Source organism: Dorea sp. OM07-5 (genome assembly GCF_003481355.1).
GTDB lineage: Bacteria > Bacillota > Clostridia > Lachnospirales > Lachnospiraceae > Dorea_D > Dorea_D hominis.
Genome location: NZ_QUKZ01000007.1, coordinates 1,907 through 27,029, shown reverse-complemented (window position 1 = coordinate 27,029; position 25,123 = coordinate 1,907). Strand labels below are relative to the sequence as shown.

Below are 25,123 nucleotides of genomic sequence, written 5' to 3'. Positions count from 1 at the left end.
TCGGTTATGCGACTGAATAAAAATAGGGTGTGGTTGCTCTTTTTATCTTATTACGTGTTTTGTGCAAAAGTATATGGCGTAAATAAAAAGCCAGCAAATCAGCTGGCTTTGATAAAATATATAGCATGTAATATAGTGTATTATCTTACATTGGGTCAGATAATATTTACATTTATATCCGTCCGTCGATTTACTGTAAAACATTCAGTTTCACATTCTTCTTGCGAAGGAAGATACTTGCGACTGCACCTAGTACCATCAGAATAATTCCGACAGTCAGAAGCATTCGTCCGATTCCATAATGAACCATAGAAGAAAACTGCTGTAATTTATCGGCGGCATCTTTGTATTCCATAAGAAGGAAGAAAACACCGACACATGATCCGATCAGGCTGATAATATCAATACGGAAGAAGTTAATAACCGCCACTGCCAGGATCACTGCAAGAAATAATTTTCCGTCATTAGTGTCAAAAAGAGTGACTGTCTGGGAAAAACCAAGAATAGATACCGTGGCAAATGTCATAAACATGGATATAAATGCAAGGAAGCATCCAATCCAGGTGACAATATTTCCAATTGTAAAATTTCTGCGTACTTTTTGTGCAGGAGCTGTTGTCATATCAGAGGCGGTATAATTCATTGCACCTGCTACAGAAGATTTTGTGTGGTTTATTGTCTGTGTTGGATGTGTGTGGTTATGCGATGCTGTTTTTGCAGTCTGCTGAGTTCGATGTTCGTGGTTATGTGGTGTAGGATGCGCAGCCTCATTGTGTGGTGTCTGCTTGTGTGACGCTGTAGCTTCGAAATGCTGCTGTGTATGTTGAGCTTTAGCAGAAACAGGGGTTCCGCAGTCGGGGCAGAATTTTGCACCATCTGTCAGCTGCTTTCCACAGTGTTTACAAAACATAATAATTCTCCTTTGTGTTCGTTAAGTTTTAGCTTAGTTTAGCATTGATAGCATAAAAATGCAATTTCCCTTTTAAAATTTACGGAGATTCTTCATAATGCTAATATTTACAATGATATTTTACTATGATAAAATTTATATAACGCTAGGGTCAAAAGCCTGAAACCACGACGTGCTTGCACGGAAGTGGTTTTACGGCTTAATGACCCTGACATCATTTACATGATACCAGAGCAGCACGGAACAATCCGTGGGTATCATAGGTATCGATAGAGCCTGCATATCCGCAGGAACTATACAGGAATGAGGAGGAAGAAAAATAGTGTTTTGTACGAAATGTGGGGCGAAACTGCCCGATAACGCAAAGTTTTGTCCGAAGTGTGGCAATCCATGCACAATAAAAAAGCAGTTTTCTGAGCAGGTGAATCAGACTTTCCGGTCAACCGAACGGAAAATGGAAAGTGAGATACACAATGTAAAACAGAGCTTTAGCAGTAATAATCAGATGCCGGCAGGAAGAAAAGAGAGACTGCAGGATGACAGAAGTCTTGCCATATACATACTGCTGTCGATCGTTACCTGCGGAATCTACAGTTATTATTTCATATATAAAATGGCGCATGATGTGAACATTGCATGTGAAGGCGATGGAGAGATGACGTCCGGTCTGGCTGCATTTATTATATTGTCATTCCTGACCTGTGGAATTTATTCATTCTACTGGTCTTATAAAATAGGAAACAGGCTTTGCACCAATGCACCGCGCTACGGAATGACATTTCCAGAGAACGGAACAACTGTATTAGTGTGGGATCTGATCGGAATTTTATTATGTGGTTTGGGACCGTTTGTTGCAATGCACATCCTGATCAAGAACAGTAACCGGATTTGCAATGCATATAACAGACAGAACAATTTATAACAGATGAGAGACATTTAGGGCTGTTATATGCTTTGAGAAAGCAAATCTTGAAAAGATATAGGGAGGACGACATATGGCGATGCTGGATAAAATGAAAGACTCGATCAATGCCGCTGGTCAGGGAATATCAACAAAGATAAAAGATGGACTGGAGAGTGAGCGGATTTCTGCGAAAATCAGAGATGACGAGAAGATGATAGAGAAACTCATATATCAGGTTGGTGTGCAGTGTGTGAAACGGCACGCAGAGGAAGTGGGAACCGAATATGAAGAATTATTTGCTGAGATCCGTAGATTGCGTGCACAGATTGAGAAAGAAAAAGAAGAACTGCGTCTGGCCACAGAAGTAAAACCATGTCCACAGTGTGGATATGGCAATAAGATAAGTTCCAAATTCTGTGTAAAATGTGGCTCTTCATTGACGGTAAAAGAGAATCTGGAAGCCTCAAATATAAAAGAAAAATATTGTACAAACTGCGGTTTCAAAAATGATGGTGACGCTCTGTTCTGCATTAACTGTGGAAATAAACTGGAAGAAGAGAGCCGACAGACAATGCCGGAGCCAGAGCCGGAAAATATAAGGATGCCGGAGCCGGAGTCAGAAATGCTGGCAGAAGCAATATCGGAGAATGTGCCGGAATTAAAAGCAGAGTCTGAATCTGAGCCGGAAGTACTGGCAGATATTGAAGAAGCTCTGGAAGAGACAGCGCAGGAGATTACGGAAGAAGAACTGAAAGAAGAAAAAATAAAAGAAGAAAATTAAGAATAATAAGGAAAGAAAAAGTACGGAGGAAGAAGTAAGATGGGAGAGAGAGCAAGATTTTGTCCTAACTGCGGCCGGCCGATAGAGCCGGGTGCAATGTTCTGTGCACATTGTGGACACAAAACAGAAACCGAAGAGGCACCGGCTGTACATGAAACACCAGATGCAAATGAGGAATTTGCAACCGAGTGGCCGGACGAGCAGGAAGAAAGAGTACAGAAGAATGAGCCGAAAGGATCAAAAAATCTGGTTATTATACTTGGCATTGTATGTGCTGTTATGGCGGTGGTGATTATCGCACTCGTTGTATTTGGACTTGGAAGGTCCCCAAAAGAGACAAAACCAGAGACAAAAACGGAAACAACAGAGCAGAAAGAGCCGGAAAAAAAGGAAGTAAAAGATTCCAATGAGCCAAATGATTCTATAAATCAGGCGATTACACTGGAAGAAGGAAAACCAGTGACCGGCTATATCGATTCCAAAGATGATGTGGACTACTTTGTGATTTCGACACAAAAAGAAGGTACTGCGGAAGTGAAGTTCAGTTATACACCATCCAATGACCAGGGTGGACTTGGCTGGAAAGTAAATTATCCGGATAAAGGAACAACTAAGACAGAACTGTGCATGCTTGGAGAAGGAACGAAAACATTGAAGTTTGAACTTCAGAAAGGTGATAACTATATTTTTGTTACCGGTGATACCGAAGCTTCTAAGAAAATCGAAGACGTAGTGACAGAAACACCGTATTATATTACGGCTGAGAGTATCAAAGTAAAACAGACAGCAAAGAAAAAGACGAATAACAATGCAAATAACCGTGGCGATACAAGTAAGATCATTGTTATCAATCCATATGATAATCAGAGACACTATATCAGTTCCAGCGGTTATGTAATTCCGTACAGTTCGGATTATCTGCTTGATTATTCAGATATCAGCGGGCTTTCCAGTGCGGAACTCAGACTTGCAAGAAATGAAATCTATGCAAGAGAAGGCCGTCTGTTTGATGATCAGTCATTGCAGGTATATTTTGATTCACAGGCATGGTATAACGGATACATTGCTCCGAAAGATTTTAAAGATTCTTATTTAAGTCCGATAGAAAAGAAGAATGTAGATTTCATCAAGAAATATGAATAAGAAGAGCATAGTATTTATTAAGGAATATAAATAAAAAGAACAAACAAGAAACGCGGCAGGCGAAAATCTGTCGCGTTTCTTATTTTACATAGTTTTTACAATCCTGCGATTTTGGATTTTACAATCGACCTGTATGATACATAACTGTAAAGAACATATTGCAAAATATCCAAATCAAAGGAGACAAAGAAAATGAAATTGAAAAAGTTTATTACAGTAGTAGCAATGACAGCAATGGTCGGAACACTTGCAGTAGGATGTGGAAAATCCGACAGTAAAGATAACGGCAGTGATAAGAAGAGCGAGTCAAGTTGGGATTCATCAAACGATATCACAATCTTATCCAGAGAAGATGGCTCAGGAACGAGAGGAGCATTCATTGAACTGTTCGGCATTGAAGAAGAGAAAAACGGTGAGAAAGTGGATATGACAACAGATGAAGCACAGATCACAAACAGCACATCTGTTATGATGACAACAGTAGCAGGCGATGATTATTCTATCGGTTATGTATCACTCGGATCTCTGGATGACAGCGTAAAAGCACTGAAGATTGACGGAGCTGAGGCAACAGCAGAGAATATCAAAGCAGGAAAATATAAAGTATCCAGACCATTCAACATCGCAGTAAAGAAAGATATGAAAAATGAAGTTGCAAAAGATTTCATCAATTATGTGATGAGTGAAGAAGGACAGAAAATCGTATCAGATAACGGCTATATTCCGGTAGACGGAGCAAAACCTTACTCTGGAAAAGAAGTTTCCGGTAAAGTAGTTGTCGGTGGATCTTCTTCTGTATCACCGGTTATGGAAAAACTGATCGAAGGTTACAAAGCAGTAAACAGCAAAGCAAATGTAGAACTTCAGACAACAGATTCTACAACAGGTATGACTTCAACAATCGATGGAAGCTATGATATCGGAATGGCATCCCGTGATCTGAAAGATGATGAAGCCGCTAAATTACAGAACACAGTCATCGCAACAGATGGTATTGCGGTCATCGTAAACAAGAACAACACAACAGATGAACTGTCAGCAGATCAGGTAAAGACCATCTACACCGGCGATGCAACCACATGGGATGAGGTAGTAAAATAATATGAAAAGAAAAGCATTGACTGAAAGAGTCATGCAGGTAATCTTCTTTGTTGCCGCCTGTGCTTCGGTGCTGGCGGTAGCACTCATTTGTATCTTTCTATTTGCAAATGGCATACCTGCAATGAAAGAAATCGGATTTGTAAAATTCCTGACGGGAACGCTCTGGCGCCCGAAGAACGAGATCTTTGGTATTTTCCCGATGATCGTAGGAAGCTTATATGTTACAGCAGGAGCGATCATTATCGGTGTCCCGATTGGAATATTGACAGCAGTATTTATGGCGTACTATTGCCCGGAAAGAATTTATAAACCTTTAAAAGCAGCAACGGAACTTCTTGCCGGAATTCCTTCTGTTATTTACGGATTCTTCGGACTGGTTGTAATTGTACCGTTAGTCAGAGAGTTTGGTCGGAATATGGGATTTCATGGAAATGGAAACAGTATTCTGACTGCGTCTATTTTACTTGGAATGATGATCTTGCCAACTATTATCGGACTTACAGAGTCTTCGCTTAGAGCAGTCCCGGAACAGTATTATGAAGGGGCAGTGGCACTTGGAGCTACTCACGAACGTTCTATTTTCAGAGTTGTCATTCCGGCAGCAAAATCCGGAGTGATCGCAGCACTGGTTCTTGGGATCGGCCGTGCAATCGGAGAAACGATGGCAGTTATCATGGTTGCAGGAAACCAGGCAAGAATGCCGGAAGGCATTTTCCGCGGTGTGCGTACACTGACAGCCAATATCGTAATTGAGATGGGATATGCAGCAGGACTGCACAGAGAAGCGCTGATCGCAACAGGCGTTGTGTTGTTCGTATTTATTCTGCTATTGAATTTCAGCGTAGCACTATTAAAGAGGAGGAGTGAACATGAGTAGACAGGGAGGTTCTGTAAAAGAAAAACTGAAAAGCTACAAACGGACACCGGGCTCTTTCATCGTAATGCTTTTAGTTTTGATTGCAGCAATTATTACATTTGCAGCGTTACTTTTTCTGATTGCCTATATTCTGGTCAATGGAGTACCGTATCTGAAACCGTCACTGTTTTCATTTACCTATACTTCTGACAATGCATCACTTATGCCGGCGCTTATCAACACATTGATCATGACAGCGTTATCACTTCTGATCGCAGTTCCGCTTGGTATATTTTCAGCAATCTACCTTGTGGAATATGCAAAACGTGGAAATAAATTCGTAGAAATCATAAGACTGACGACGGAGACGTTACAGGGAATCCCGTCTATCGTATATGGCCTGTTTGGTATGTTGTTCTTTGTAACATTCTGCCACTGGGGATTCTCCATTCTCGCAGGAGCATTTACATTGTCAATTATGGTATTGCCGCTGATCATGCGTAGTACAGAGGAAGCACTGAAATCTGTGCCGGATTCTTACAGAGAAGGAAGCTTTGGACTGGGAGCCGGAAAACTTAGAACGGTATTTCGGATTGTTCTTCCGTCGGCAGTGCCTGGAATCCTTGCAGGAGTGATTCTTGCAGTCGGACGTATTGTCGGAGAAACAGCGGCACTTATCTATACTGCCGGAACACTGGCAAAGATGCCAAAGAATGTAATGAGTTCCGGACGAACACTGGCAGTTCATATGTATAATCTGGCAAGTGAAGGACTTTATATGGATCAGGCATATGCAACCGCTGTTATTCTGCTTGTCCTTGTAGTTGTCATTAACACACTGTCAGGAATTGCAGCGAAGAAACTTACAAAATCGTAAGAACAGACAGATTTAGGAAAATAAAAGAGGAACAGTCATGAGTAAAATTAGTATTAGTAATATGAATCTTTATTATGGCGATTTCCATGCGTTAAAAGATGTGAATCTGGAAATTGAGCCAAATAAAATCACAGCATTTATCGGACCGTCCGGCTGTGGTAAATCAACACTTTTAAAATCTATCAATCGGATGAATGATCTGGTAGAAGGCTGCCGGATCGAAGGTGATTTAAGACTGGACGGTAAAGATATTTATAAAGATATTGATGTAAACCTGCTTCGTAAACGTGTTGGTATGGTATTCCAGAAACCGAATCCGTTTCCGATGAGTATCTATGACAACATCGCATTCGGACCGCGAACACATGGAATCCATTCCAAAACAAAACTGGATGATATTGTGGAAAAATCGCTCCGCAGTGCGGCCATTTGGGATGAATGTAAAGACCGTCTGAAAAAGAGTGCGCTTGGAATGTCCGGTGGACAGCAGCAGAGACTCTGTATTGCCCGCGCGCTGGCAGTACAGCCGGAAGTACTTCTGATGGATGAGCCGACATCCGCACTGGATCCGATTTCAACATCGAAGATCGAAGACCTTGCGATGGAACTGAAAAAAGATTATACTATTGTCATGGTAACACACAATATGCAGCAGGCTGTGCGTGTATCAGATAATACTGCCTTTTTCCTGTTAGGAGAAGTGATTGAATACAATGAAACAGAGAAATTGTTCTCGATTCCATCAGATAAGAGAACAGAAGATTATATTACAGGGAGGTTTGGTTAAGATATGCGTAATAAGTTTGATATGCAGTTGGATTTATTAAATGAGCAGCTCACACATATGGGTGAATTATGTGAAGTTGCAATCAACAGAGGAACAGAGGCACTGAAAAAAGGAGATTTAAAACAGGCAGCAGAAGTCATTCGTGCGGATGAAGAGATTGATCAGATGGAAAAAGATATTGAGAGACTGTGCCTGAAACTTCTTTTGCAGCAACAGCCGGTGGCAAGAGATTTAAGGCAGATTTCTGCGGCTCTTAAGATGATCACCGACATGGAACGAATCGGTGATCAGGCATCAGATATTGCGGAAATCATTATTTCTGAGAATAAGTCAGAAGTAACAGATATCCAGACGATCGGTCAGATGTCAGAATCCGTTGCAAAGATGGTGCGTGACAGTGTGAATGCCTATGTAGAAAAAGATCTGGAGCTTTCCAGACAGGTAATGGAAGCGGATGATGCAGTGGATCGTCTGTTTGAGGAAAATAAGCAGGAGCTGATCAATTTTATTTCTGATAATAAAGGTGTGCAAGGCAAGAAGGCAATCGATCTTATCATGGTTGCTAAATATCTGGAACGAATCGGCGATCATGCGACAAATATTGCAGAGTGGGTAGAATTTTCAATTACCGGAATCCATAAGGACAGCCAGGTATAACCCCACGGAAAACGAGGAGAAGACGATGATATTTTGTGTGGAAGATGACAGCAACATTCGGGAATTAGTAGTATATACGCTGGAGACAACAGGATTTCAGGCAAGAGGTTTTGAAGAGGGAAAAAGCTTTCTTGAAGCGCTTGCACTGGAGACACCGGATCTGATATTAATGGACATTATGCTTCCGGGAGAGGACGGTATTTCGCTGTTAAAACGCTTGAAAAACTCTTCCAAAACAAGAGATATACCGGTAATTATGGTCACTGCGAAAGGTGCAGAGTACGACAAAGTAAAAGGGTTGGATCTTGGAGCAGATGATTATGTGACGAAACCATTTGGCATGATGGAGCTGGTATCCCGTATCAAGGCAGTGCTGAGAAGAAGTGGTGCGGCAAAGAAGAAAGCAGAAGATATCATTGTGTCCGGTAGTCTGGAGATTAATACGAAGAAGCACGAAGTGAAAGCGGACGGTGAAGTGGTCGGCCTGACGCTGAAAGAATACGAGCTTCTGAAGAGACTGATGGAGAACCCGAATATTGTTATGACAAGAGATTCTCTGCTGGAAGAGATCTGGGGATATGATTTTGACGGTGAGACGAGAACGGTAGATGTACATATCCGGACATTAAGACAGAAACTGGGAAAGTGTGGCGAACGTGTAGAGACCGTTCGCGGAGTTGGATACCGGATTAGTGAATAGGAGTCAGAGATACTATGAAGTTAAAGAACAAGATACAAAATAGTATGACACTGGTAGTTATGACAACGCTGTTAATCGCGTATGTCATAACTACTTTTGTTGTTTACAGACAGACATTACATCTGATGGAAAATGAGATCCATCAGGAAGCGGATTATATTAAAACGGCAATCGAGAAGACAGGAGAATCCTATTTAAAAGAAATGGATGATGTGCGCCGGACGACAAGAGTAACGTTGATCGCAAGAGATGGGACCGTATTATATGATTCCGGTGAAAATGCGATTGAACGGGAGAATCACAAGAACCGGCCGGAGATAAAAGCGGCGGAAAAAAGCGGTACCGGTCAGGATATCAGAGAATCCAAAACCATGCAGAAAGAAATGTTTTATTATGCAGTGCGCCTGTCCGACGGCAGTGTCTTACGTGTATCTAAATCCATGGACAGTGTATTCCGTACAGCAATGAATATTCTGCCGTTCACGGGATTGATTGCTTTCTGTATGATTGTATTTGCCTATTTTCTGTCGCGCTGGCAGGTAGGAAGACTGATCCATCCAATTAACACGCTGGATCTGGAGACTCCGCTGGATAATGAGATATATGAAGAACTGACACCTCTTTTACAGAGGATTGATCAGCAGAACAAACAGAAAGACCTGGTTGCACAGATGAGAAAAGAATTTTCGGCGAATGTTTCCCATGAGTTAAAGACTCCTTTGACTTCGATTTCCGGTTATGCGGAGATCATGAAGGACGGACTGGTGCGCCCGGAAGACATGAAAGGATTTTCAGAAAGAATTTACCATGAGGCAAAGAGGCTTATCACGCTGGTAGAAGATATCATCAAACTTTCCAGACTGGATGAAGGTGTAGTTGAACTGGAGAAAAAAGAAGTAGATCTCTATGATCTTACAAGAGAGATTTGCAGCCGCCTTGCATCCAATGCTTCTGCAAGACATGTGCATGTAGAGATGACCGGAGAACCGGTTATGTTCAGAGGCGTGCGTCAGGTGCTGGATGAGATGCTTTATAATATTATAGAAAATGCGATCAAATATAATAAAGAAAATGGTTCTGTCAGCGTCTGGGTAGGAACGACGTTACAGGGCAAGAAAGTCATTGTGCAGGATACGGGTATTGGGATTCCGAAGGATGAAGTGGAGCGGATCTTTGAGCGCTTTTACCGTGTAGATAAGAGTCATTCCAAAGAAACCGGAGGAACCGGACTCGGACTTTCTATTGTAAAACATGGTGCACTCATGCATGATATTAAGATCCATGTGGACAGTGAAGTTGGAAAAGGAACACGCATGGAACTTACATTTGCAGAAAAAAAAGAAAGTGCTCAGTAATTATTTAGGAAATCTTAAGAGAATGATAAATAAGTTCTTAAGATTTCATGTGTATGCTTCTGTATGAAATGGAAATAGCTTAAGTATCAAAGAGCTGGAAATTAAAATATACAGGAGGTTGCACCTATGAATAAAATATCGATTATTGTACCGTGTTATAACGAAGATGCGGCTCTTCCGATTTATTATAAAGAAATGTGCAAGATTATGGCTCAGATGAAAGAAGAGGAATTTGAGCTGATCTTTGTAGATGACGGATCTACAGATCATACGCTGGCAGAGATGAAAACACTGCATGAGAAGGATGAACGGTGTCAGTATTTTTCTTTTTCAAGAAATTTTGGAAAAGAAGCGGCAATCTATGCAGGACTTAAAAATGCCACGGGAGAGTATGCGGCAATTATGGATGTGGATCTGCAGGATCCGCCGTCACTGCTGCCAAAGATGTATGAGATTTTACAGACAGAAGATTATGACAGTGTGGCAACGAGGCGTTCTACAAGAAGCGGAGAGCCGAAGATCCGTTCCTTTCTATCTGAAAGCTTTTACAAATTTATTAATCGTATTTCCAAAACAGAGATTGTAAACGGTGCCAGAGACTACCGTCTGATGAAAAGAAATATGGTAGATGCCGTGCTGAAAATGAGCGAATATAACCGGTTTTCCAAGGGAATTTTCGGCTGGGTAGGTTTTCGTACAAAATGGCTGGAATATGAAAATATTGAGCGCTCCGCAGGAGAGACGAAGTGGTCCATGAAGAAATTATTTTTCTATTCCCTGGAAGGAATTACAGGATTTTCCGTAGCTCCGTTGTCACTTGCTTCCGTGATCGGTGTAATCTTCTGCGTAGTGTCCTTTTTGATGATCATTCTGATCGTTGTGCGGACATGCATCTGGGGAGATCCGGTTTCTGGCTGGCCATCGCTGGCATGTATTATCTTCCTTGTCAGTGGTGTGCAGCTTCTGTGTACCGGAATTGTTGGAGAATATCTGTCCAAGACTTATCTGGAGACAAAGCGCAGACCGATTTTTATCCTGAAAGATTCAAGCGAACCGGATAAGGGGTTAAAGCATGATATGGTCTAAAGAATATTTAAAAATATGGAAAAACAGGCAGCAGTGGAAACAACTGCTGCCGTATATTTTACTGGCATTATTAAGTGTGGGGGCATGCTGGTTTTTTGCCGGAAGATACGGAATCTTTGGCGCAAAAGTAGACTGGATCAGCCAGCACAGTGTCATACCGGAACTGTTCCGTCAGCAGTTTTACGATACCGGGAATTTCTTTCCGGATTTTACACTGCAGGCAGGCGGTGGGCAGAATATTTATAATTTTGCTTACTATGGTCTGTACAGTCCGGCAATCCTTCTGTCATATCTGTTTCCGTTTGTAAGCATGAGTGATTACATTATGGCAGTCAGTGTGGGAAGTCTTGCACTTTCTGTAATGCTTTTACATTACTGGCTGAGCTGCAGAGGGTTTAACCGGAAAATCTGTTTTGGAGTCAGCCTGCTTTTTCTGTTAGCAGGGCCGATGATCGTGCAGTCTTACAGCCAGATCATGTTTGTAAATTACATGCCGTGGCTGTTACTGTCCTTTCTTGGCGCAGATCGCTATCTGGACTTTGTAAAAATCATCCGGGAAGAGGCAAAGCTGCATCCGGTGCGGGAAGGTGTCAGAGCACATACTATTTTAATCATTGGTGTCTGGGGGATGATTCTTACCAGCTTTTATTTCAGTATCGGGGGGATGCTGGCGCTCGCAGTATACGGACTGTGCCGATATATAAAGATGGAAGAAAAAGCAGAAGGCGTGGCAAAAGCAGAAGGCGTGGCAAAAGTGACAGTCTGGATAGATTTCATAAAAGCGGCAGCAGGGTACGTTTTTTCGATGGGAATCTCCGTTTTGTTAAGCGGAATACTGCTTGTGCCGACTACTTATTCGCTCATACAGGGAAATCATATCCAATCAGGCTATACATGGAAAGATTTGCTATTTCCCAAAATGCCGGTAAAAGAGCTGTTCTATCAGTCCTATGGTGTCGGACTTACTACACTTCTTCTTACGGTATTGCTTACTGGGCTGTTTTACCGGAAATGGCAGGAACGACTGTTAAGCCAGGTCTGTCTGGTTCTTCTGGTGATTCCGGCATTTGCATGGATTTTGAACGGCGGCTTATATATTCGCGGAAAAGTATGGATTCCATTTCTGCCATTATTCTGCTATATGATTGCCATATACATAAAGAAACAGACAGAGAAACAGGTAAATGTAAAGATAAGTACCGCAGCATATCTGGTGACATTGCTTTTTGTCTGGCATACAGATACGAAATATAGTTTTATATTGCTGGCAGAAGGTATTGCATTGCTAGTGTTTTATCTTGCATTCTGTTATTTGGCTGTCTGCCGGAAAAAGAAAGGGCAGGAGCTGTGGCTGCTCGTTCCGTCCGTCTGTTTTCTGGCTGTATTTTTTACTGTCTGTATGCCAAATAAAACCCGCGTTCTGGAACCGGAATTTTATAAAACAGTAACGAACCGTTCATACAGCCGATTAGAACAGAAAATAGAAAAGAAGATGACAAAAGCGGTGAAAAAAGCAAATGGCGATTCTGGAATGTATCGCATTGAAGAGGTCGGAAATTCCAGATTCAAGGCGGCAGATTTAAACCGTATCCGTGGGAGAAAGCAGTATCTGTCATCCATTTATTCTTCAGCGTACAGTACAGAGTATCAGAATTTCAGAAAAGATACTTTCGGAGTGGAACAGCCATTCCGCAATTTGATGATGCAGTCAGTGTCGGAGAATCCTGAGTTCCGTTCCCTGATGGGTGTGCGTTATATCCTTTCAGAGAAAAATGTACCGGGATATCGGAAGATCATGCAGGATGGGAAAGTGGCAGTTTATGAAAATAAAGAGGTACTCCCGATGGCATATGTAACAGATCAGACGATTTCGGACAGGGAATATGACAGCCTTAAGTATCCATATAATCAGACGGTATTTGAGAAAGCTGTCGTTGTGCAGGGGAAGGAAGCACAGGCTGTACAAAGTATAAAATCAGAAGGCAGTAAAGACAGACAAATACACAATGTGACTGCACAGAGTGTAAAAGCAGGAACGAAAGAAGTTCAGAATGTGACAACTGGAGATAAGAAAAAAGACGTTATAGAGAAGCTTAATATATCTGGCAGCTTCTGGAAGATCCGCACCAGAAAGCAGACGCAGAAGGAGATAACTTTTGGACGGAAAGCAAAAGAGGAAGAAGTTCTTTACGTCCGCTTCCAGGTGAAGAATCACCGCTGCGGTAAAGATGTCGCTGTGTGGCTTAACGGTGTGCGCAATAAACTGACAGCAAAGACGCATATTTATTATAATGGAAATACAATGTTCACATATGCCGTTGCGCTGAACAAAGGAGAAGAAAAAGCGAAACTTCTTCTGGACAGCGGAGATTATGATGTGAAAAATGTTGAAGCATATATGGGACAGACAGAGCAGACATTTTCTTATCATATATTCCAGACGGATTGGAAACGTACAAAGGGTAACCGGATCGAAGGAACAGTAAAAGGAATGGCGGATGGATATTTTGTTACGTCTGTTCCATACGATAAAGGCTTTACTGTTAAAGTAGACGGTCATACTGTGAAGACAGAGAAGGTAAACAAAGCGTTTCTAGGCTTTCGCATTGGAGCGGGAACGCATCATGTAAAAATAACGTATCACGCACCTGGGAAGAGGGCAGGCATGCTTGTTTCATTTGCCGGAATTTTCCTTTTTGCCGGGTGGATGGCTTTAATTTCTTTACAAATAAAAAGGATATCGGTATAATACCCTTACGTGGTCAGAAGACCTGGAAAAAAGGAGAATAAATCATGAGTGAAAACGTATTAGCCGTAGTGGCAGGAAAAGAACTTACAGAAGCACAGTTTGAAGCGTATTTAAAGAGTGTTCCGAGAGAGCAGCAGATGTATGCACAGAATCCACAGTACAGAGAACAGTACAAAGAACAGTTTATTGATCTGTATCTGTTTGCACAGCTTGGAAAAGATGAGAAGATGGATGAAACTGACGAGTTCAAAGAGATCATGGAAGGAGCAAGAAGAGACATTCTGGCACAGCTTTCCATGAGAGATATGTTAAAAGATATTACAGTAACAGAAGAAGAGCAGAAGGCTTTCTATGAGGAAAATAAAGCACAGTTTGGCAAAGGTGCAACAGTAAGCGCAAAACATATCCTGACAGATTCTGAAGAAAAATGCCAGACAATCTTAAAGAATATCGAAGCAGGTGAAAAGACATTTGAGGATGCAGCAAGAGAATTTTCTACCTGCCCATCCGGAGCAAAAGGCGGAGACCTTGGCGAATTTGGCAAAGGTCAGATGGTAAAAGAATTTGAAGATGCAGCATTTGATGCAGAGATCGGCAAGGTAGTCGGACCGGTAAAGACACAGTTCGGATATCACCTGATCAAAGTTGAAAAGAAAAATGAACCAAAGACAGCAGAATTCGAAGAAGTAAAAGGTCAGATTTATCAGCAGTTATTAGGCAAAAAACAGAACGATGCTTATGAAGCGAAAGTAAAAGAATTAAAAGATAAATATTTAAAATAGTTTTTACGTTTTGAAGAAGAACCGTTTACTTTTCCCTGTTATCCTTATATAGTTAGAGGAGAAAGTGAAACAGGAGGATCAAAGGTATGCCAGCATTATATGCACACGACCGTTTCGGAGAGAAAGTATCGGAAAAATCAGACGGAGAATTAAAAAATATCATATTCAAATATTATAATCAGTATGAAGTCGGCCTGCAGGGACCGGATATCTTATTTTTCTACCGCCCATATCACGGGAATGATGTAGCAAAATACGGAAACCACCTGCATGCCGTTTCTGCTTTACCATTCTTTGAGCATGCAGCGAAAGTTGTAAACCATTATGGAAGAGACAGCGCGCAGTATGCTTATCTTCTGGGATTTATCTGTCATTATACACTGGACAGTGAATGTCACCCTTATGTCAGCGAGATGATGGAGAAGGAACACGTTTCCCATCTTGCGATAGAATCCGAATTTGAGAAATATTTACTAAAAAAAGACAAACAGCATCCACTGGCTTACCGCCTGGACCGGCTGATCACTGCAGACAGAGAAACTGCGCTGGCGATCGCACCATTTTATGAAAATATTTCGCCAAAGACAGTGAAAGAGTCTTTGCAGTGGCTGAAACTTGTCAAACGTTTCCTGCGCGCGCCCGGAGCGTTGAAAAGAGGATTTCTGAATCTGTTATTTACAGTTGTGCCGGGATTTGGATTCTGCAAAGATCTGATGCACCAGAAACAGGATAATTCAAACTGCACAGAGAGCAATTACGGACTTTACAAACGGTTCCGTAGAGCAGAAGATGTCGCAGTACGGCTGATGGAAAGTTTTGATGAAAGCCTGAAATACGGACAGGATCTGGAACAGCGTTTTAACCGTACATTTGAGTAAGAAAATAAAAAATGTGGATAAACAGGGACAAAAAGGCGAAGACAGTGGAAAAGAGGACAGACATGGAGAATAAAAAACTGACAAAACTGGAAAAATACTGGATTATGTATGATGTGGGAAACTCGGCATTTGTAATGCTGATCGCGACGATCATACCGATCTATTTTAACTATCTGGCAAAATCTGCCGGAATATCGGAAGTCAATTATCTGGCATACTGGGGATATGCGGCATCCGTATCTACTGTGATTGTGGCGGTGATCGGACCGGTCCTTGGATCCATTGCAGATATGCAGAATTACAAAAAGCCATTATTTACCATCAGCATGATGGTCGGAGTGATCGGCTGTGCGGCAATGTCATTTCCAACATCATGGGTGATATTTCTTGCTGTATTTGTGATCGCAAAAGTTGGTTACAATGCCAGCCTGATCTTCTATGATTCCATGCTGGTAGATATAACAAGCACAGACCGGATGGACGAAGTGTCCTCCCAGGGGTATGCGTGGGGATATATCGGAAGCTGTATTCCGTTTATCCTGTCGCTTGTTCTCGTGTTAATGTATGAGAAGATTGGAATCACGATGCATATGGCGATGACAGGCGCATTTTTCTTAAATGCAGTCTGGTGGGCAGTCGTAACGATTCCGCTACTTCGAAATTACAGACAGAAAAATTATGTGGCCGTGCCGTCTCATTCGGTAAAAAACAGCTTTAAACGCCTCGGACAAACATTTATGGATGTGCACAAAGAGAAGAAGATTTTCTGGTATCTTCTGGCATTTTTCTTCTTTATTGACGGTGTATATACAATCATTGAGATGGCAACAGCTTACGGAAGTGCGCTTGGACTGGACTCTACAGGACTTCTGCTGGCACTTCTTGTGACGCAGATTGTAGCGTTCCCGTGTGCGCTGATCTGTGCAAAATTATCTGGAAAATATCCGACAGAGCGGCTGATCGGAGTATGTATTGTGGCATATATCGGAATCGCATTATTTGCAATCCAGCTGGATAAACAGTGGGAATTCTGGACACTTGCTGTACTGGTCGGTATGTTCCAGGGAGCGATTCAGGCACTGGCGCGGTCGTATTTTGCGAAGATCATTCCGGCAGAAAAATCCGGGGAATATTTTGGAATTTATGACATATGCGGAAAAGGAGCATCCTTTATGGGCACAACGCTTGTCGGAATAGTGGCGCAGGTGACCGGCGTGGCAAACGCAGGCGTGGCGGTGATAGCAGTTTTGTTCGTTATTGGATACATTTTATTTAAGAAAGCGGTAAGAGCATAAGAGATGAAAGGGCAGAAGAAAAGCCGGTATGCGAGGTTTGTGTTCGCATACCGGCTTTTCTTCTGTATTGTCATAGTATCTGGAGAAAGCTGCCAATGGCAGCTGCCTTTGCTATGTCTTGCAACGTACATTTCAACAGGGTTTACAAATATCCGCCGTCCAGGCCGATGATCTGTCCGGTTAGATAAATCGGTGAATTGACAAGATTTACCGTTGCCTGGGCAACTTCTTCCGGTGTGGCAAATCTGCCGGCTGGAATTTCTTCTTCTAATTCTCTGCGCTCTTCCTTATTAAGCCATTGATTCATAACGGTATCTATGACACCGCATGCAATGGCATTTACCGGGATCTGGCTTGGCGCAAGTTCTTTTGCAAGTGCGCGCGTCAGTCCGTTGACACCTGATTTGGCAGCAGAATAAGCAACTTCACAGGATGCACCGGATACGCCCCACATGGAAGAAATGTTAATGATATGTCCGGATTTTCTGGATACCATTTTCGGGATGGCTTCCCGGCAGCAGTAGAAAACAGAAGACAGATCGGTCTGTATCACACGGGTCCATTCGTCATCGGTCATGTCACTTAACAAACCAAGATGGGAAACACCTGCATTGTTGACAAGCACATCAAGGGCATTACATTCGTTGTAAATGCTTTTGAAGATGTTGCGGACATCATTTGGATTGCCAATATTGCCAGGTACGCAGGTTGCGGCACCTGGATATTGTGCTTCTATCTCCTGCTGTACTTCCCGGAGTTGTTTTACAGATGAGTTACAATTTAAAAATACATGGTAGCCACAGTCTGCAAATGCATGTGCGATTGCCCGCCCAATCCCACGGGAAGCGCCTGTGACAAGAATTGTTTTGTTCATAATCGGAATCCTCCTTACGGATATTATTATACTGTCTCGTGATTGATATTTAAAGTTGTAAATGGTATCATGAAAGAAGAAATTCATACGGAGGAAACCAGCATGATAGACAAAGCAAGAGAATTTGCAACGAAGGCGCATGACGGACAATTTCGAAAAGGAACGAAAAGACCGTATATCGTCCACCCGATAGAAGTCGGGGATATTGTTTCAACGATGACGACGGATGAAGAAGTTATAAGCGCGGCTATTCTGCATGACACGATAGAAGACTGTGAGGGCGTGACAGAAAGGATGCTGGCCGAGCTTTTTTCAGAGAGAGTGGCAGGAATGGTTGCACAGGAGAGCGAAGACAAGTCCAGAACATGGATGGAGCGCAAAAGCGCTACGATCGAGCACCTGCGTACAGCGCCGCAAGAAGTGCAGATGATCGCACTGGCAGACAAGCTGTCCAATATGCGGGATATTGACCGTGATTATCCGATTGACGGAGAGAAGCTTTGGGAACGCTTCCGCATGAAAGACAAAGAGATCATCGGCTGGTATTATAAAGGAGTAAGAGATTCTCTGAGAGAAGCATTTGCCGGTGTAGAGGCGTATGAAGAGTACTGCCGTCTTGTGGCAAAGAATTTTGAATAAATCTTAGAAAATGAATAGTTTTTTTCGATTGAATTTTGTAACGTGATAAAGTAATATAGTATATGATGTCAGGGGTAAAAGTATGAAACCACGATATATCAACGTCGGACAGAATTGTGGAAGTACGGAATAATGCGTATGGCATCTTAAAAGAAAGGCAGATAATATGGCTGAGATTCGCCAAAGGATTGTATTTCATGGAAGAGTACAAGGAGTAGGATTCCGTTATACCGCCAAATATCTGGCACAGTCACTTGGACTGACCGGCTGGGTAGAAAATGAATTTGACGGTACGGTTATAATGGAGATTCAGGGCAGAGAGCCGATGATCCATAAGCTCCAGGAAGGACTGAACCGCAATAGCTTCATAGAGATTGAATGGATCGACACGGAAAATATACCGGTGGAACCGGAGAGTTGTTTTTATGTACGGTGATGGATGCAGTTCGGAATAGAAAAAGAACATTAAAAGATATAAGTTGGAGTGTTTAAGATGGAAAAGATAAAAAAAGAGAGCATAAAAAACAGAATTGTAACGGCTGCGTGGCAGTTGTTTTACGAAAAGGGATACAATGGAACGACAGTAGACGATATTATTGAATTATCTGGAACATCAAAAGGTTCTTTTTACTATTATTTTAATACAAAGGATGAGCTGTTGAACACATTGTCTATGATCCTGGATGATTTCTATGAAGAACTGGAAGTAAAGATGGATGCCAATATGAACAGTTTTTATAAGTTGTTATATATAAATTATGAAGCACATTCTATGATGGAAGAGAAGATCAGCATTGATCTGCTGGCATCTTTGTATTCGACACAGCTTGTGGCTCAGGGAGAAAGACATTTGCTGGATCAGAACCGAAGTTATTATAAACTGGTAACGAAGATTGTGGATGAAGGGCAGAAGAAAGGACAGATTCGCAGTGACATGCCGATAAGTGAGATTACCCAGTATTATGCGATGTGTGAGCGTGCACTTGTATCCGACTGGTGTCTGAACAAAGGAGTATACTCGCTGGGTGAATACAGCAAAGAATGTATGCCGATTATGCTGGAACACTTTAAGGCATAAGCAGATTTTGACGGATAGCTATACAGCAAAAGGGAGAAGAAATTATTCTGGGAAAATAAAATAAAAAAATTTCAAAAAACCCTTGTCAAAATAAAAATGATATGTTAATATATAACTCGGTCGCGTGAGTAACATGTTAAGCGATCGACACGATAATGTATCTTTTGGCTCCATGGTCAAGCGGTTAAGACATCGCCCTTTCACGGCGGTAACACGGGTTCGATTCCCGTTGGAGTCATTACCCAAGTAATTGGGAAGATGCCGATGTGGCTCAATTGGCAGAGCAGCTGATTTGTAATCAGCAGGTTATCGGTTCGAGTCCGATCATCGGCTTAGTTCCTAACAGGGACTTAATGATTTGGACCTTTAGCTCAGTTGGTTAGAGCAATCGGCTCATAACCGATCGGTCCTGGGTTCGAGTCCCCGAAGGTCCATATGGCCCAGTGGCTCAGTTGGTTAGAGCGCCGCCCTGTCACGGCGGAGGTCGAGAGTTCGAGTCTCTTCTGGGTCGCTTGCTTATCACATATGTGAGTAAGCGATAACAATTTGATATGGGATCATAGCTCAGCTGGGAGAGCATCTGCCTTACAAGCAGAGGGTCATAGGTTCGAGCCCTATTGGTCCCATTTCGTGATAATAGTTTGTCACGATTCGCAAGTATTAGAATCACGAAATGTGACGCGATGCTTCGCATCGATGCACACGATTCCTTCGGAATCGGCGCGATTCACCTTGTATGCCGCAGTGGCGGAACTGGCAGACGCACAGGACTTAAAATCCTGCGGGACTTATACTCCCGTACCGGTTCGATTCCGGTCTGCGGCATTAGTTAAAAATGGGAGAAACGTTGAATTTACAGCGTTTCTCTTATTTTTTTGTTTTAAAATGTTTGAACACCTTTGAACACTTTATGATGAAATACCAAGATTCTGAAAAGCAAGCCTGTCATTCTTCCTCTTATTGACATTCCGCAAGTAATGCAATGTTGTAGCTGTCTCACTATGTCCCATTAAATAACTAAGGGTTGTAAGATTATTTCCGTCAAAAGCTGTTGAAGCATTGTAAAAGCGGATTTTATGACTGGAATGATAAGGAACACCGGCTTCTTTGCAATATTTCTTCAAACGGCGATTAAAGCTGTCTGTTGTCATAATCTCGCCGTTGGGTTCAAAGACATATATTCCATTTGGATTTAATTCCTTTGCTTTGTGAAGAATTTTAAGTGCTTCGTCTGTAAGGAACTGTTTACGGAATCCATGAGAAGTATTTCCTTTCATTTGATTTACTACTTTTACTTTTCGGCTTGAGAATGTTAAATCATCATTCAATGTACGTTCACAGGTCGCCTGTCTGTGAAGATATACAAGCCTGTTATTGTAGTCAATATCTTCCCAACGGATAGCTTTTGTTTCTCCAACACGGATAAACAGATAGAAAGATAACTGTATTGCAAGAGAATATGGCTCTATGATACACCGAAGATAATTTAATAACTTATGCGTATCATCACGGGAAAATACATTGTCACTTTGTACTTCTACTGGCTTATAGGTAAACTGTTTGAAATTCACATCAGAGACAGGATTATGTGATATAATTTCTTCTTCGATCGCATAACTCATTATTCCATTCAAAACAGAACGGGCATTACTGACTCGCTTGTGCGTGAACTGTCGGTCTTTTGTAGCTTCTCTGAAAAAGCGGATAAGCGTGATTGGTTTGATTTCGCCTATCTTCATTTTAACAAGTTCTGTATCTTTGAAAAATCTATTCCATTCAGATACATATTCTTGAATTGTTTTTGCTTTTACGGAAGTATAATCTCTTTTATACAAAAGCCATTCAGCATATAATTCTTCTAGTGTGACATTCTGACGGTTTTCAGCTTTCTGCTTTTCGATATAAAATCTGATGATTTCTTTTTCAAGGTTCTCTTTACTCTTCCTCTTAACAGGACGGCGTTTGTTAGGTTTGGTTTCATCGGGTAAATAAGTACGCCAGCTTTTTTCTGATTCCGAGTAATAAATTTCATATTTGTGATTCTTCAAGATTTTTTTATTTGCCATAATTTTAAAATCTTTGAAGACTTCATCTGTGGTCATGTTAGCACAGGTGGCTAACGTATTCAATAATGTTATATCTGAAAACGTAACGGGATTATCCATAAGATTCCCCCTTTACGCAAGGATTTTCTTTTTTAATTTTGATGTAGATAACACTGCTGTCCTTTAAGCATGAACCAGTAGATAAGAAAGCGTTGGTATCGTAAATTTGCCTTGTGTATTCTTTCTGAAAGACGATATTTTCTTTTTGTAAGTCATGTAAAATGTCTTCGGTCAGCATGACTTTTGTTTCGTGTGGAACTTTCAGATTTTGAGATTTAAAAAAGGCTTTTTTCTTATGTTCTTTCAAATCAAGGTCTTTTCCAAAATACTTGCTAAGATAACGACCTCTGTTTTCTTTGCTGTCTACATCAATGCGATTGATTTTAATAAATCCATGTGACCATAAATTCTGTAATTTTTCTTTTGCTATATACGGAAAATCAAAGAAAATAACATGATAATGGATTGCTCCACGCTTCTGTTTCTCCCACGTTGCAAGGTATTTTAATAACTGGGTTTTGGTATGGTACAAATAATAATTTAATCGCTGGATAAAATACTTAAATTCTCGGTTAGTTATCAGGATTTCCTGAATGTTTTCTTTAAATGTCAGCGTTACAAATTTTGTTTTGTTATCAAAGTTGCAGTCAACAATACGGGCAATATCCCAACGAGCCTGTTCGTAATGCTTCTGCTTGCGTTTTAAACTGTCATATTGCTTATGAGCTGACATTTCATCAAATTTTTTTCGGTTACTTGTGTCTGTTAAATCTGCCTTTTCTTTCGAGTGAATAAAAATAGGGTTTTCGTAAATATATACTTCTTTTGTAGTAGGAGTTTCAATGATTTTCGTATTGTATGCAAAACACTCTTTTGTTTTGCTCACGAATCTCACCTCATATCCCAATTTTTGTAATGAATGTTCCGATTGTTTTCGGAAGATGTTGTTTTATATATCAAGTATAGAGGTCAGCCAGTTCAGCACCTATGACGTTGTCCGGCACTGACTGGCTGACATAGTAGGGAAATTATTTCATTCCCACTTTTCTGATATTAGAAGCTTCTGCTTTGACAGAAAGACGTCCATTATAGAGACTAGCCCAAGTATGTAATCCATCAAATGAGACTGGAATCTGCCCTTTTTGTTCAAGTTCTTCGTTGGTAACAATCGCTGTGTTAGCTTTAATGCCTACTTTGACTTTTTCAAACTTTAATTTTGGGAGAAGAACTGTATAGTAGAATCCTAATTTTTCTTTTGTAGAAAAGTCTACCCAGTCAGAAACTTCTACTAACTGAAAGTCCTCTTGCAGTTTGTCTGGATTTAAAATAAAGTCATTTCCTCTAATCATCGTTTCACCTCCTTATATATATCTGATTATCAGATATTAAGATAACCTTATGATAAAACAAGCGTAGCAGAATGTCAATAGAAAATATCTGAATATCCGATAAAAAGATTGACAGAGAAAATTTGATGAAATATAATGTGCTTATAAAGGAGGTTCGCTATGAATAAAATAAAAGAATTGCGGAAAGAAAAGAATATAACCGTTGCGGAACTTGCAAAAGAATTAGGCATTTCACAAAGTATGCTTACGAACTATGAAAATGGAAACGGAACGCCGAGAGATGAATCTATATGGGAAAAATTATCACAGATATTCGGCGTGAGTAAAAGCCACGTTATGGGATTAACTACGGACATTGAAACAGCAAATAAGACAAAAAAGTTGAAAGTGGTTGTGGATACATCTCAGCCGATCTCAATACAACCGAAGAATCAGACAGACCTTGATGTATTGATAAAACTGGATTTGATAGACAGTGAAGACATGGAAGAAGTGTCAGCATTTCTTGATAAACTGTTAGCACAGGAGAAATATGAGGGACGGAGAGAATCAAACGTTAAATATGTTGTTGAGTAGAAAATGCTTCCCAGCCGTCCACTTGCCCAGTCGACCCGCCGCCCTGTTAGGAACCGTCGCACTGGGCATCCTTGCGGAACGTTAGTTTGCGAAAATACGAACAAAAGAATATAAGGAGAGGGAATAGCCGATACTACTTCAAAAGCAGTAATAGAGTGCTATTCTTTTTTATTATATTCAATGGTTGTAGTTCGGAATGGCTTGCTATTATTGTGCAAGTAATAAGTTGGATAATAGAGCTTGATTTCCAAGGTGGTAGGTGTACCGTTAATTTTGTTATGTTCGTTTTCAATGTCTTTGATTACTCCATCAATTCCCCAACATTTGTAAACAATTACAGTCAATTCAGTATCTCTGGTATCTGCACTGCTAAGGGACATGCTGTTAGTAATATGATAGTCCGGCAGTCTGAGATAATTATAGAGAACGGTCAGTAAACAGAGCATTGTGATTGTTGCTATGATTTTCTTTTTCATGTACATACCTCTTTTGTGTTATTAACAAAGGACTGACTATATAGTACCTCACTATATAGTGAATTACTACATAAAGATTTAATAAATATACTTTATGTAGAGGTGCGGAACATGAATTATGGACATTTAGAATTAAGAATAGAAGAACTGTTACAAGAAAAAGGTATCAGTAAGAATACGATTTGTAAGGAACTTGACATACCGAGGTCAAATTTCAATAGATATTGCAGAAATGAATTTCAAAGACTGGACGCAAATTTAATCTGTAAACTATGCAACTATTTTGAATGTGAAATTGGTGAGTTAATTCGATATGTAAAAGAATAAAGTGATAAATGGGTATGCGGAAATAAAAAATATTCGCATACCTTTTTAATTGAATATTTTATAAAATGGAATTATACTGTGTATAACATGAAACAGACAAATCGGAATTTGTGGAGAGATTTCCTGAACTTTCCTTATTTTACAGGCTTTTCAGCCCATTAAATAGTGAAATGATATGTATTTTCCCTTATTTTTGCCCTTATGCGGAATCCGCAAGGGAAATAAGGGAAATTTTTAGTTAAGCATTGCTCGCTACTTTATCAAGAAGTCTTGCGGAATCCCGTTTTGCTTTTCTTGTTGAGTGAGCGTAAATATTCATTGTGGTACTGACATCAGAGTGTCCTAACAGTTCCTGTACATCTTTCGGTGCAGCTCCATTGGAAAGCAGATTGCTGGTATAAGTGTGACGCAACTGGTGAAAATGGAAATCTTCAAATCCTTCCAGCTTCTTTGCCACTGATCTGCATACAATGCTGAGTGTACTCGGCAGTTCCAAAGAGCCATCTGGTCGCAGGCAGACAAAGGAGATTTCTTTGTAATCTGTCGGGACTTCCTGTGTTCCGTCAAGATGATAGTATTCATAATATACCCTGTTTTTCACATGCACTTCTTTGTAGTAATTGCGGTGATATAATTCGCCATACTGCATCCGGTTTTTGAGCTGTTCTTTTCTGGCAGCTTTCAGTATTTCAGTCAGCGTATCTCCAAAATCAACAATCCTTACTTTTTTCCGTTTCGTTGGTCCGATAATATTTTTGTGTTTCATGCCGTCGTAGCGGATACTGCGTTTTATGGTCAGGCATTGTTCCTCAAGGTTAATGTCCTGCCATGTAAGACC

The 25,123-nt window shown here is 40.9% G+C and carries 27 protein-coding genes and 6 tRNA genes; 26 read left to right on the top strand and 7 right to left on the bottom strand.

Annotated elements, in window-relative coordinates; genetic code table 11:
- Positions 1-190 precede the first annotated feature (190 nt).
- Complete coding sequence (locus tag DXC04_RS08205) at positions 191-910, bottom strand: zinc-ribbon domain-containing protein (protein WP_118660753.1); 720 nt, start codon at positions 908-910, stop codon at positions 191-193.
- A 322-nt stretch (positions 911-1,232) separates the two neighbouring features.
- Here DXC04_RS08205 and DXC04_RS08200 point away from each other — a divergent pair, with 322 nt between their 5' ends.
- From DXC04_RS08200 to DXC04_RS08130, 15 genes are all read left to right on the top strand, one after another.
- The gene (locus tag DXC04_RS08200; protein ID WP_021861204.1) at positions 1,233-1,832 is read left to right on the top strand and encodes a DUF4234 domain-containing protein; all 600 of its coding nucleotides are present in this window, start codon (positions 1,233-1,235) and stop codon (positions 1,830-1,832) included.
- A 73-nt stretch (positions 1,833-1,905) separates the two neighbouring features.
- On the top strand, positions 1,906-2,595 hold the full coding sequence (locus DXC04_RS08195) for a double zinc ribbon domain-containing protein (protein WP_118660751.1): 690 nt from the start codon (positions 1,906-1,908) through the stop codon (positions 2,593-2,595).
- Between the two features lie 39 nt (positions 2,596-2,634).
- The gene (locus tag DXC04_RS08190) at positions 2,635-3,738 is read left to right on the top strand and encodes a YARHG domain-containing protein (RefSeq protein ID WP_021861202.1); all 1,104 of its coding nucleotides are present in this window, start codon (positions 2,635-2,637) and stop codon (positions 3,736-3,738) included.
- A gap of 192 nt (positions 3,739-3,930) precedes the next feature.
- Positions 3,931-4,839, top strand: coding sequence for a substrate-binding domain-containing protein (locus DXC04_RS08185; protein ID WP_118519567.1), 909 nt, complete (start codon positions 3,931-3,933; stop codon positions 4,837-4,839).
- Between the two features lies 1 nt (position 4,840).
- Positions 4,841-5,716 carry a phosphate ABC transporter permease subunit PstC gene (gene pstC / locus DXC04_RS08180; RefSeq protein WP_118660749.1) on the top strand — a complete coding sequence of 292 codons (876 nt, stop codon included), beginning with the start codon at positions 4,841-4,843 and terminating at the stop codon, positions 5,714-5,716.
- Positions 5,709-6,572 (top strand): phosphate ABC transporter permease PstA, encoded by an 864-nt coding sequence (gene pstA, locus DXC04_RS08175; protein ID WP_118519565.1) that lies wholly within the window; start codon positions 5,709-5,711, stop codon positions 6,570-6,572. Before pstC ends, pstA begins: the two co-directional genes overlap by 8 nt.
- Before the next feature lie 37 nt (positions 6,573-6,609).
- On the top strand, positions 6,610-7,359 hold the full coding sequence (pstB, locus tag DXC04_RS08170; RefSeq protein WP_117536925.1) for a phosphate ABC transporter ATP-binding protein PstB: 750 nt from the start codon (positions 6,610-6,612) through the stop codon (positions 7,357-7,359).
- 3 nt (positions 7,360-7,362) lie between these two features.
- Positions 7,363-8,016, top strand: coding sequence for a phosphate signaling complex protein PhoU (gene phoU / locus DXC04_RS08165; protein WP_118660747.1), 654 nt, complete (start codon positions 7,363-7,365; stop codon positions 8,014-8,016).
- A gap of 25 nt (positions 8,017-8,041) precedes the next feature.
- A complete protein-coding gene (locus tag DXC04_RS08160; protein WP_021861196.1) occupies positions 8,042-8,716 on the top strand; it encodes a response regulator transcription factor in 675 nt (224 codons plus the stop codon).
- Between the two features lie 14 nt (positions 8,717-8,730).
- A complete protein-coding gene (locus DXC04_RS08155) occupies positions 8,731-10,071 on the top strand; it encodes a HAMP domain-containing sensor histidine kinase (protein ID WP_118660745.1) in 1,341 nt (446 codons plus the stop codon).
- 126 nt (positions 10,072-10,197) lie between these two features.
- The gene (locus DXC04_RS08150) at positions 10,198-11,157 is read left to right on the top strand and encodes a glycosyltransferase family 2 protein (protein WP_118660743.1); all 960 of its coding nucleotides are present in this window, start codon (positions 10,198-10,200) and stop codon (positions 11,155-11,157) included.
- Positions 11,144-13,906 (top strand): YfhO family protein, encoded by a 2,763-nt coding sequence (locus DXC04_RS08145; RefSeq protein WP_118660741.1) that lies wholly within the window; start codon positions 11,144-11,146, stop codon positions 13,904-13,906. Before DXC04_RS08150 ends, DXC04_RS08145 begins: the two co-directional genes overlap by 14 nt.
- Before the next feature lie 44 nt (positions 13,907-13,950).
- On the top strand, positions 13,951-14,688 hold the full coding sequence (locus DXC04_RS08140; RefSeq protein ID WP_118519559.1) for a peptidylprolyl isomerase: 738 nt from the start codon (positions 13,951-13,953) through the stop codon (positions 14,686-14,688).
- Between the two features lie 86 nt (positions 14,689-14,774).
- Complete coding sequence (locus tag DXC04_RS08135) at positions 14,775-15,566, top strand: zinc dependent phospholipase C family protein (RefSeq protein WP_118660739.1); 792 nt, start codon at positions 14,775-14,777, stop codon at positions 15,564-15,566.
- 62 nt (positions 15,567-15,628) lie between these two features.
- Positions 15,629-16,861 carry an MFS transporter gene (locus DXC04_RS08130; protein WP_118660837.1) on the top strand — a complete coding sequence of 411 codons (1,233 nt, stop codon included), beginning with the start codon at positions 15,629-15,631 and terminating at the stop codon, positions 16,859-16,861.
- Positions 16,862-17,003: 142 nt separating this feature from the next.
- Here the strand turns inward: DXC04_RS08130 and ymfI are convergent, their stop codons facing one another.
- On the bottom strand, positions 17,004-17,735 hold the full coding sequence (ymfI, locus tag DXC04_RS08125) for an elongation factor P 5-aminopentanone reductase (protein ID WP_118660737.1): 732 nt from the start codon (positions 17,733-17,735) through the stop codon (positions 17,004-17,006).
- 102 nt (positions 17,736-17,837) lie between these two features.
- On the opposite strand from ymfI, the gene DXC04_RS08120 reads away from it, so the two are divergent.
- The 9 genes from DXC04_RS08120 to DXC04_RS08080 all read left to right on the top strand — a co-directional run bounded on the left by DXC04_RS08120 (position 17,838) and on the right by DXC04_RS08080 (position 20,277).
- Positions 17,838-18,374 carry an HD domain-containing protein gene (locus tag DXC04_RS08120; protein ID WP_021861188.1) on the top strand — a complete coding sequence of 179 codons (537 nt, stop codon included), beginning with the start codon at positions 17,838-17,840 and terminating at the stop codon, positions 18,372-18,374.
- 166 nt (positions 18,375-18,540) lie between these two features.
- Positions 18,541-18,810 carry an acylphosphatase gene (locus tag DXC04_RS08115; protein ID WP_118660735.1) on the top strand — a complete coding sequence of 90 codons (270 nt, stop codon included), beginning with the start codon at positions 18,541-18,543 and terminating at the stop codon, positions 18,808-18,810.
- Positions 18,811-18,867: 57 nt separating this feature from the next.
- On the top strand, positions 18,868-19,452 hold the full coding sequence (locus DXC04_RS08110; RefSeq protein WP_021861186.1) for a TetR/AcrR family transcriptional regulator: 585 nt from the start codon (positions 18,868-18,870) through the stop codon (positions 19,450-19,452).
- A gap of 166 nt (positions 19,453-19,618) precedes the next feature.
- A tRNA-Glu gene (locus DXC04_RS08105) sits at positions 19,619-19,690 on the top strand.
- Between the two features lie 22 nt (positions 19,691-19,712).
- Positions 19,713-19,785, top strand: a tRNA-Thr gene (locus DXC04_RS08100).
- 27 nt (positions 19,786-19,812) lie between these two features.
- Positions 19,813-19,886: transfer RNA gene (locus tag DXC04_RS08095), tRNA-Ile, on the top strand.
- A 3-nt stretch (positions 19,887-19,889) separates the two neighbouring features.
- Positions 19,890-19,963: transfer RNA gene (locus tag DXC04_RS08090), tRNA-Asp, on the top strand.
- Between the two features lie 42 nt (positions 19,964-20,005).
- A tRNA-Val gene (locus DXC04_RS08085) sits at positions 20,006-20,078 on the top strand.
- A gap of 112 nt (positions 20,079-20,190) precedes the next feature.
- A tRNA-Leu gene (locus DXC04_RS08080) sits at positions 20,191-20,277 on the top strand.
- An 83-nt stretch (positions 20,278-20,360) separates the two neighbouring features.
- On the opposite strand, the gene DXC04_RS08075 is transcribed toward DXC04_RS08080, so the two are convergent.
- The 3 genes from DXC04_RS08075 to DXC04_RS08065 form a co-directional block, all read right to left on the bottom strand.
- Positions 20,361-21,617, bottom strand: coding sequence for a tyrosine-type recombinase/integrase (locus tag DXC04_RS08075; protein ID WP_004845968.1), 1,257 nt, complete (start codon positions 21,615-21,617; stop codon positions 20,361-20,363).
- Positions 21,610-22,443, bottom strand: a complete 834-nt coding sequence (locus tag DXC04_RS08070; RefSeq protein ID WP_173794097.1) for a rolling circle replication-associated protein — start codon at positions 22,441-22,443, stop codon at positions 21,610-21,612. The genes DXC04_RS08075 and DXC04_RS08070 overlap by 8 nt, the downstream gene beginning before the upstream one ends.
- A gap of 142 nt (positions 22,444-22,585) precedes the next feature.
- Positions 22,586-22,906 (bottom strand): hypothetical protein, encoded by a 321-nt coding sequence (locus DXC04_RS08065; RefSeq protein ID WP_118660733.1) that lies wholly within the window; start codon positions 22,904-22,906, stop codon positions 22,586-22,588.
- A gap of 159 nt (positions 22,907-23,065) precedes the next feature.
- On the opposite strand from DXC04_RS08065, the gene DXC04_RS08060 reads away from it, so the two are divergent.
- Positions 23,066-23,482, top strand: coding sequence for a helix-turn-helix domain-containing protein (locus DXC04_RS08060; protein ID WP_118660731.1), 417 nt, complete (start codon positions 23,066-23,068; stop codon positions 23,480-23,482).
- Positions 23,483-23,640: 158 nt separating this feature from the next.
- Here the strand turns inward: DXC04_RS08060 and DXC04_RS08055 are convergent, their stop codons facing one another.
- Entirely contained in the window at positions 23,641-23,958 is a 318-nt protein-coding gene (locus tag DXC04_RS08055) for a hypothetical protein (RefSeq protein ID WP_118660729.1), read from the bottom strand.
- Positions 23,959-24,069: 111 nt separating this feature from the next.
- Here DXC04_RS08055 and DXC04_RS08050 point away from each other — a divergent pair, with 111 nt between their 5' ends.
- On the top strand, positions 24,070-24,285 hold the full coding sequence (locus DXC04_RS08050) for a helix-turn-helix domain-containing protein (RefSeq protein WP_025656187.1): 216 nt from the start codon (positions 24,070-24,072) through the stop codon (positions 24,283-24,285).
- A 238-nt stretch (positions 24,286-24,523) separates the two neighbouring features.
- Here the strand turns inward: DXC04_RS08050 and DXC04_RS15870 are convergent.
- Positions 24,524-25,123: site-specific integrase (locus DXC04_RS15870; RefSeq protein ID WP_243112125.1), on the bottom strand; the 600-nt coding region annotated here is incomplete at its 5' end.